This is a genomic window from Metapseudomonas resinovorans, assembly GCF_002003485.1.
Taxonomy (GTDB): domain Bacteria; phylum Pseudomonadota; class Gammaproteobacteria; order Pseudomonadales; family Pseudomonadaceae; genus Metapseudomonas; species Metapseudomonas resinovorans_D.
This window is the reverse complement of sequence record NZ_BDMA01000086.1, coordinates 81,717-88,352: the sequence shown is the minus strand read 5'-3', so window position 1 is coordinate 88,352 and position 6,636 is coordinate 81,717. Positions and strand designations below refer to the sequence as shown.

4 protein-coding genes are annotated in these 6,636 nt (G+C 65.0%); all 4 read right to left on the bottom strand.

The annotated features are described in order from the left end of the window. Positions 1–212 precede the first annotated feature (212 nt). The 4 genes from MnOB_RS23995 to MnOB_RS23980 all read right to left on the bottom strand — a co-directional run bounded on the left by MnOB_RS23995 (position 213) and on the right by MnOB_RS23980 (position 6,625). Entirely contained in the window at positions 213–911 is a 699-nt protein-coding gene (locus MnOB_RS23995; protein ID WP_077526928.1) for a transglutaminase-like cysteine peptidase, read from the bottom strand. A 305-nt stretch (positions 912–1,216) separates the two neighbouring features. Then, a complete protein-coding gene (locus MnOB_RS23990; protein ID WP_077526926.1) occupies positions 1,217–1,516 on the bottom strand; it encodes a hypothetical protein in 300 nt (99 codons plus the stop codon). Positions 1,517–2,060: 544 nt separating this feature from the next. Beyond that, a complete protein-coding gene (locus tag MnOB_RS23985) occupies positions 2,061–3,494 on the bottom strand; it encodes an AdeC/AdeK/OprM family multidrug efflux complex outer membrane factor (protein ID WP_077526924.1) in 1,434 nt (477 codons plus the stop codon). Continuing rightward, positions 3,491–6,625 carry an efflux RND transporter permease subunit gene (locus MnOB_RS23980; RefSeq protein WP_077526923.1) on the bottom strand — a complete coding sequence of 1,045 codons (3,135 nt, stop codon included), beginning with the start codon at positions 6,623–6,625 and terminating at the stop codon, positions 3,491–3,493. The genes MnOB_RS23985 and MnOB_RS23980 overlap by 4 nt, the downstream gene beginning before the upstream one ends. Positions 6,626–6,636: the final 11 nt, after the last annotated feature.

The window sequence follows — 6,636 nt, the reverse complement described above, 5'->3', positions numbered from 1 at the left end:
TGTCTCCCGACACCCGTTACCTATGTCCCCCGGCTGAACACTGTGCGCACCAATCGTGGGTTTCGGCGAAGCGCGATGTTTGGCCGCCGGTGTTCGATTCCCGATCATGGCCTGTCACCGGCACGTGGTTGGCCGTAGGGTGCGCTGTGCGCACGAATCGTCGGTTCGGCGCAGCGCGATGTTCGGCTACAGGTGCGCGGGAATATCCGTCGCTACAGCACGAAGCCTTCTCGCTCCATGCGTGCCAGCAGGCCTTGCCAGAACGGCAGTTCGGCGGTGTTGCCGACGCGTCTGGGCGCGCCGCCCTTCAAGGTGTAAAGCCCGTCGGCATCGAAGGCGTAGCGCAGGGCCAGGTCCTTGCGCCGGGACGCGGGGAGGATGTCGTCCACCAGGTTGTCGAGCACCAGCGGCTCGGCATCCGGCGTCTCGTGGTAGGTCACCACCATGTGCGCCTGGTTCAGCTCCAGGGCCCGCGCGTAGGTGATGCGCAGCTTGCTCGGCTCAAGGCCCAGCTGCAGCAGCGTGAAGTACTTCGCCAGGGCGAAGTCCTCGCAGTCGCCAGCACCCTTGGCCAGGGTTTCCACGGGCGTGGCCCAGTAGTCGCGGCGCTGCCAGAGGGCGCTGTCATCGGTGAAGCGCACCTGACGATTGAACTGGCGATTGACGGCCTCGAGTTGCTGTCGTTCGGTCAGGCGACGACCGGTTTCCAACAGGTCATGCCAGGCCTGGAGGCGATCCTTGGCCGGGCCGCTGCGGCCGTAGCGCTTTTCCGCCTTGCGCAGCACCGGGTCGGCGCTCCAGGCGGCCCTGGCGTCCCCAGCGCCCAATAGCAGGCTGCCGCTGAAAAGGGCGAGCGTGAGCAATTGCCAGGACAGGGGGACGCCGAAGCGGCGAGAGGCGGGCTTCTGCAACGGTTTGACTCTCCAGGGGAAAGCGGCCGGGGCCGGGGCCGGGTTCTGCGGTGGATCAATCCGTTGAGCGAATCACCGGCATAGAGGAAACCCTCCGCCGGTTCAGGGATGTGGACACACTAGGATCAGGACGGTCGGCGCCGCAAGCAGCAGGGGATGTGCGGCACGGGCGGCGGGCCCAGGCAGCGGGCAGAATAGCTCTGGAGCGGGCTCTGGAGGCGCTGGCCGGTTGTCGGAAAGTGGGAGCTCTTACTGCCCGCCGGCGGCGCAAGACTGCGCACGTCCGACGGGCGGGGAGTCATCGGTTATTTACCGAATTCGACTCTTTGCTGATGAATCAGCGATTGGTACTTGGGCATTTGCCGTCCGCCCGAGAGCGCATCTTCGTCCTGATAGCTGCGGCCGGAAGCGGTGGGTTGTTGCTCGACCATTCGTGTGAAGCTCTCGCTGGAGTCCTCCCTCATCTGCAGGACTTGCTCGTTGCGCATCCGGAACTCGTCCAGGCGGTCGCTTCCATTCTCCGCCAGGGCAGTGCCCGGTCCCGTTGTCACCGCCAGGGCCAGAAGCAGGCCGCTGAGGGTCATTGTGGTGAGTGTGGATTTCATTTGTCGTTTCCTCTTGTTCCTGGCTCGCCTCCCCACGAGTTGGACGAACAGCATCGGCGATTATTACGGCTAGCGTGGATAGCCTGACGGATGGCCGAAAAATTGACCGATGGGCGTTTGCAACGCCTTGATTGGCATGGGGATTTCCGAGGTTTCTGCCTGTTTTTGACTCTCGTGCCGGAGAGCCAGGCATCCCTTTGAGGGGGGCGATTTCAATCGCTATGCAGGACGCAGTCCTGCCCATCCCTCACCCCCGGCCCCTCTCCCAGAGGTAGAGGGGTGACTCGCGATTGATGGAATGGAGCAATCCTGACGCCAACTCATGGCGGACCCTCTTCGGCTCAATTTCAGGCTACCACTTGCTTTCAGGATGGTTTGTCCCTCGCCGGCGCGAGTCACCCCTCGCCCCTTGGGAGAGGGGCCGGGGGTGAGGGTTGCTTCAGGCTGGCGCGCGCAAACATGGAGCCCCAAAAAATACGCCCCCGCCAAAAAGGGCAGGGGCGCCGCGTGGATTCCTCGTCCGTGAGGATTGGGGAGTCGCGGATCAAGCGTTCGGGGAATGTTCCCCTTGTTCTTTCCAGCCGCCGCCAAGGGCCTTGTAGAGGTTCACTTCGCTGGCCAACTGGTTGAGGCGGTCGCCGATCAGTTGCTGGCGGGCGCTGAACAGCTGGCGCTGGGCGTCCAGCAGGGTCAGGTAGCTGTCGACGCCCGTGCGATAGCGACGCTCGGCGAGGCGGTAGTACTCCTCGGTGGTCTTCACCAGTGCGCGCTGGGAATCCAGTTGCTGCTGGTAGGTCGTACGCGCGGCGAGGCCATCGGCGACTTCCTGGAAGGCGACCTGGATGGCCTTCTCGTACTGCGCCACCTGGATGTCCTTCTGCAGCTCGGTGTAGTCGAGGTTCGCTTTCAGGCGGCCGGCGGTGAAGATCGGCAGGCTGATGCTCGGCTGGAACAGCCAACTGCCCGAGCCGGCATCGAACAGGCCGGACAACTCGTTGCTCATGCTGCCTGCGTTGGCGGTCAGGCTGACGCTGGGGAAGAACGCCGCGCGCGCCGCGCCGATGTTGGCGTTGGCCGACTTCAGCAGGTGCTCCGCCTGGACCACGTCCGGGCGGCGTTGCAGCAGGTCTGACGGCAAGCCCGGCGGCACTTCGGCCAGCAGGTCGGCGTCCAGCGCCAGGCCCCTGGGCAGGTCCGCCGGAATGCCGGTGCCCACCAGTTGGGTCAGGGCGTTGCGGTCCTGGGCCACCAGACGGGTGTACTGCGCCAGGCTGACCTGGGCGCTTTCCACCGCGGTGCGCGCTTGGCTCAGGGCCAGGGCATCGGCGACGCCGACGTCGAAGCTGCGCTGGGTGAGGGCGTAGCTTTCCTGGTAGGTCTTCAGGGTGTCGCGGGTCAGCTGCAGCAGGGCCTGGTCGGCCTGCCAGTCCAGATAGGCGGTGGCCACTGAGGCCACCAGGCTGATCTGGGTGCTGCGACGTGCCTGTTCGGTGGCGAAGTACTGTTCCAGCGCCTGCTCGTTGAGGCTGCGCAGGCGGCCGAAGAAGTCCAGCTCCCAGGCATTGGTGCCGAGGGTGGCGCTGTAGCTGCTGCTGGTGTCGGCCTGGCCGCTCTGGCTCATGATGCCCGGGGTGCGCTGGCGGGTGGCGCCGCCGTCGGCCGAGATGCTGGGGAACAGCTCGGAGCGCTGGATGCGGTAGAGAGCGCGGTAGGCCTCGACGTTCAGCGCGGCAGTGCGCAGGTCGCGGTTGTTGTCCAGGGCGAGCTGCACCAGTTGGCGCAGCGCCGGGTCCTGGAAGAACGCATTCCAGTCGAGGTCGGCGGCGGCGGTATTCACCTGGGCGGCGCCGTCGCTGTAGGCCTCGCCCTCGGGCCAGGCGTTCTCCACCGGCGCTTCCGGGCGCTGGTAGTCGGGGATCATGGAGCAGCCACCGAGCAGGGTCGCGGCGATGGCCAGGGAAATCAGGGAACGCCTCACTGCAGGGCCTCCTTCTTGATCGCAGCCTTGCTCGCCTTGTCCTTGAACAGCGAGCCGACCAGCACGTAGAACAGCGGCACCCAGAAGATGGCCAGGACAGTCGCGGTGAGCATGCCGCCGATCACGCCGGTACCGATGGCGTGCTGGCTGCCGGAGCCGGCGCCGTTGGAGATGGCCAGGGGCACCACGCCGAGGATGAACGCCAGCGAGGTCATGATGATCGGACGCAGACGCATGCGGCAGGCTTCCACGGCGGCATCGAACAGGCTCTTGCCCTGCTCGTGCAGCTCCTTGGCGAACTCGACGATGAGGATCGCGTTCTTCGCCGAGAGGCCGATGGTGGTGAGCAGGCCGACCTGGAAGAACACGTCGTTGGATAGGCCGCGCAGGCTGGTGAACATCAGCGCGCCGATCACGCCCAGCGGCACCACCAGCATCACCGAGAACGGAATCGACCAGCTCTCATACAGGGCTGCCAGGCAGAGGAACACCACCAGCAGCGACAGCGCGTAGAGGGCCGGCGCCTGGGAGCCGGACAGGCGTTCCTCGTAGGAGAGGCCGGTCCAGGAGTAGCCGACGCCCGCCGGCAACTGCTTGGCAATCTCTTCAACGGCGGCCATGGCTTCACCCGAGCTGTGGCCCGGTGCCGCCTCGCCGAGGATTTCCACCGCCGGCACGCCGTTGTAGCGGGCCAGCTTGGGCGCGCCGTAGGTCCAATTGCCACTGGCGAAGGCGCTGAACGGCACCATCTGGCCCTGGTCGTTGCGCACGTACCACTTGTTCAGGTCTTCCGGGTTCATCCGTGCTTCGGGTTCGCCTTGCAGGTAGACCTTCTTCACCCGGCCACGGTCGATGAAGTCGTTGACGTAGCTGGCACCCCAGGCGATGGACACGGTGTTGTTGATGTCGGACAGGGAGATGCCATGGGCACGGGCCTTTTCGTCGTCGATCTGCAGCTGGTACTGGGGCTCATCGCGCAGGCCGTTGGCGCGCACGCGGTTGAGCACAGGGTCTTTCGCCGCCAGCTCGAGGAACTGGTCGCGGGCGGCGTTCAGTGCTTCGTGGCCGACACCGGCGCGGTCCTGCAGGAACAGGTTGAAACCAGTGGCGTTGCCCAGCTCCATTACCGCTGGTGGGGCGAAGGCGAAGACCATCGCATCGCGGAAGCTGAAGAAGTGCTTCTGCGCACGCTGGGCCAGGTCGAACACGCTCTGGCCTTCGGCCGTACGCTCTTCCCACGGCTTGAGCATGATGAAGGCCATGCCCGAGCTCTGGCCGCGACCGGCGAAGTTGAAGCCGGTGACGGTGAACACGGACTTCACGGTCTCCTTCTCGTTCTCCAGCAGGTATTCGCGCATCTGGTCCACGACCACCTGGGTACGCTCGGCGCTGGCACCGGACGGCGTCTGCACCTGGGCGAAGAGCACGCCCTGGTCTTCCTCGGGGAGGAAGGCAGTGGGGATGCGGGTGAACAGCCAGCCCATGGCGATGAGGATCACCACGTAGAGCATCAAGTAGGGCACCTTGCGCTTGAGCACGCCGCGCACGCCGCGCTCGTAGCTCTGCACGCTGCGATCGAAGCTGCGGTTGAACCAGCCGAAGAAGCCACGCTTCTCATGGTGGCCCTTGGCGATGGGCTTGAGCAGGGTGGCGCACAGGGCCGGGGTGAAGATCAGCGCCACCAGCACCGACAGGGCCATGGCCGAGACGATGGTGATGGAGAACTGCTTGTAGATCACACCGGTAGAACCACCGAAGAAGGCCATCGGCAGGAACACCGCCGAGAGCACCAGGGCGATACCCACTAGCGCGCCCTGGATCTGGCCCATGGACTTTCGCGTGGCTTCCAGTGGCGACAGGCCTTCTTCGGCCATCACCCGCTCGACGTTCTCCACCACGACGATGGCGTCGTCCACCAAGAGGCCAATGGCAAGCACCATGGCGAACATGGTCAGGGTGTTGATGGTGAAGCCGAACATCGCCAGCACGCCGAAGGTGCCGAGCAGCACCACCGGCACCGCGAGGGTCGGGATGATGGTGGCGCGGAAGTTCTGCAGGAACAGGAACATCACCAGGAACACCAGGACGATGGCCTCGCCCAGGGTATGGATCACGCCTTCGATGGAGGCGGAAACCACCGGGGTGGTGTCGTAGGGGAAGACCACCTTCATCCCGGCGGGCATGAAGGGTTCCAGTTGCTTGACGGTCTCGCGGATCGCCTTGGCGGTATCCAGGGCGTTGGCGCCGGTGGCCAGCTTGATCGCCATGCCGGAGGCCGGCTTGCCGTTGAACTGGGCGCTGATGCTGTAGTTCTCGCCACCCAGCTCGATCTTCGCCACGTCACGCAGGCGCACCTGGGAGCCGTCGCGATTTACCTTCAGGAGGATTTCGCCGAATTGCTCGGGGGTCTGCAGGCGGGTCTTGCCGATGATGGTGGCGTTGAGCTGGGTACCGGGCGAGGCGGGCAGGCCACCGAGCTGGCCGGAGGAAATCTGCACGTTCTGCGCCTGGATGGCGGTCTTCACGTCCACCGGCGTCAGCTGATAGTTGTTCAGCCGCGCCGGGTCCAGCCAGATACGCATGGCGTATTGGGCGCCGAACACCTGGAAGTCACCCACGCCCTTGGTCCGCGAGATCGGATCCTGGATGTTGGAGACGATGTAGTTGGCCAGGTCGTTCTTGTCCATGCTGCCGTCTTCGGAGACGACGCCGATGACCAGCAGGAAGTTCTTCACTGCCTTGGTCACGCGGATGCCCTGCTGCTGCACTTCCTGCGGCAGCAGCGGAGTGGCCAGCTGGAGTTTGTTCTGCACCTGCACCTGGGCGATGTCAGGGTTGGTGCCCTGCTCGAAGGTGGCGGTGATGGTCATGCTGCCGTCGGAGTTGCTCTCCGAGGAGATGTAGCGCAGGCCGTCGATGCCATTGAGCTGCTGCTCGATGATCTGCACCACGGTGTCCTGCACGGTTTGCGCCGAGGCGCCGGGGTAGCTGACCTGGATGCCCACCGCAGGCGCGGCGATGCTGGGGTACTGGTTGATCGGTAGTTTGAGGATCGACAGGCCGCCGGCGAGCATGATCACCAGCGCGATCACCCAGGCGAAGATCGGGCGATCGATGAAAAATCTCGACATCTATGGGCTCC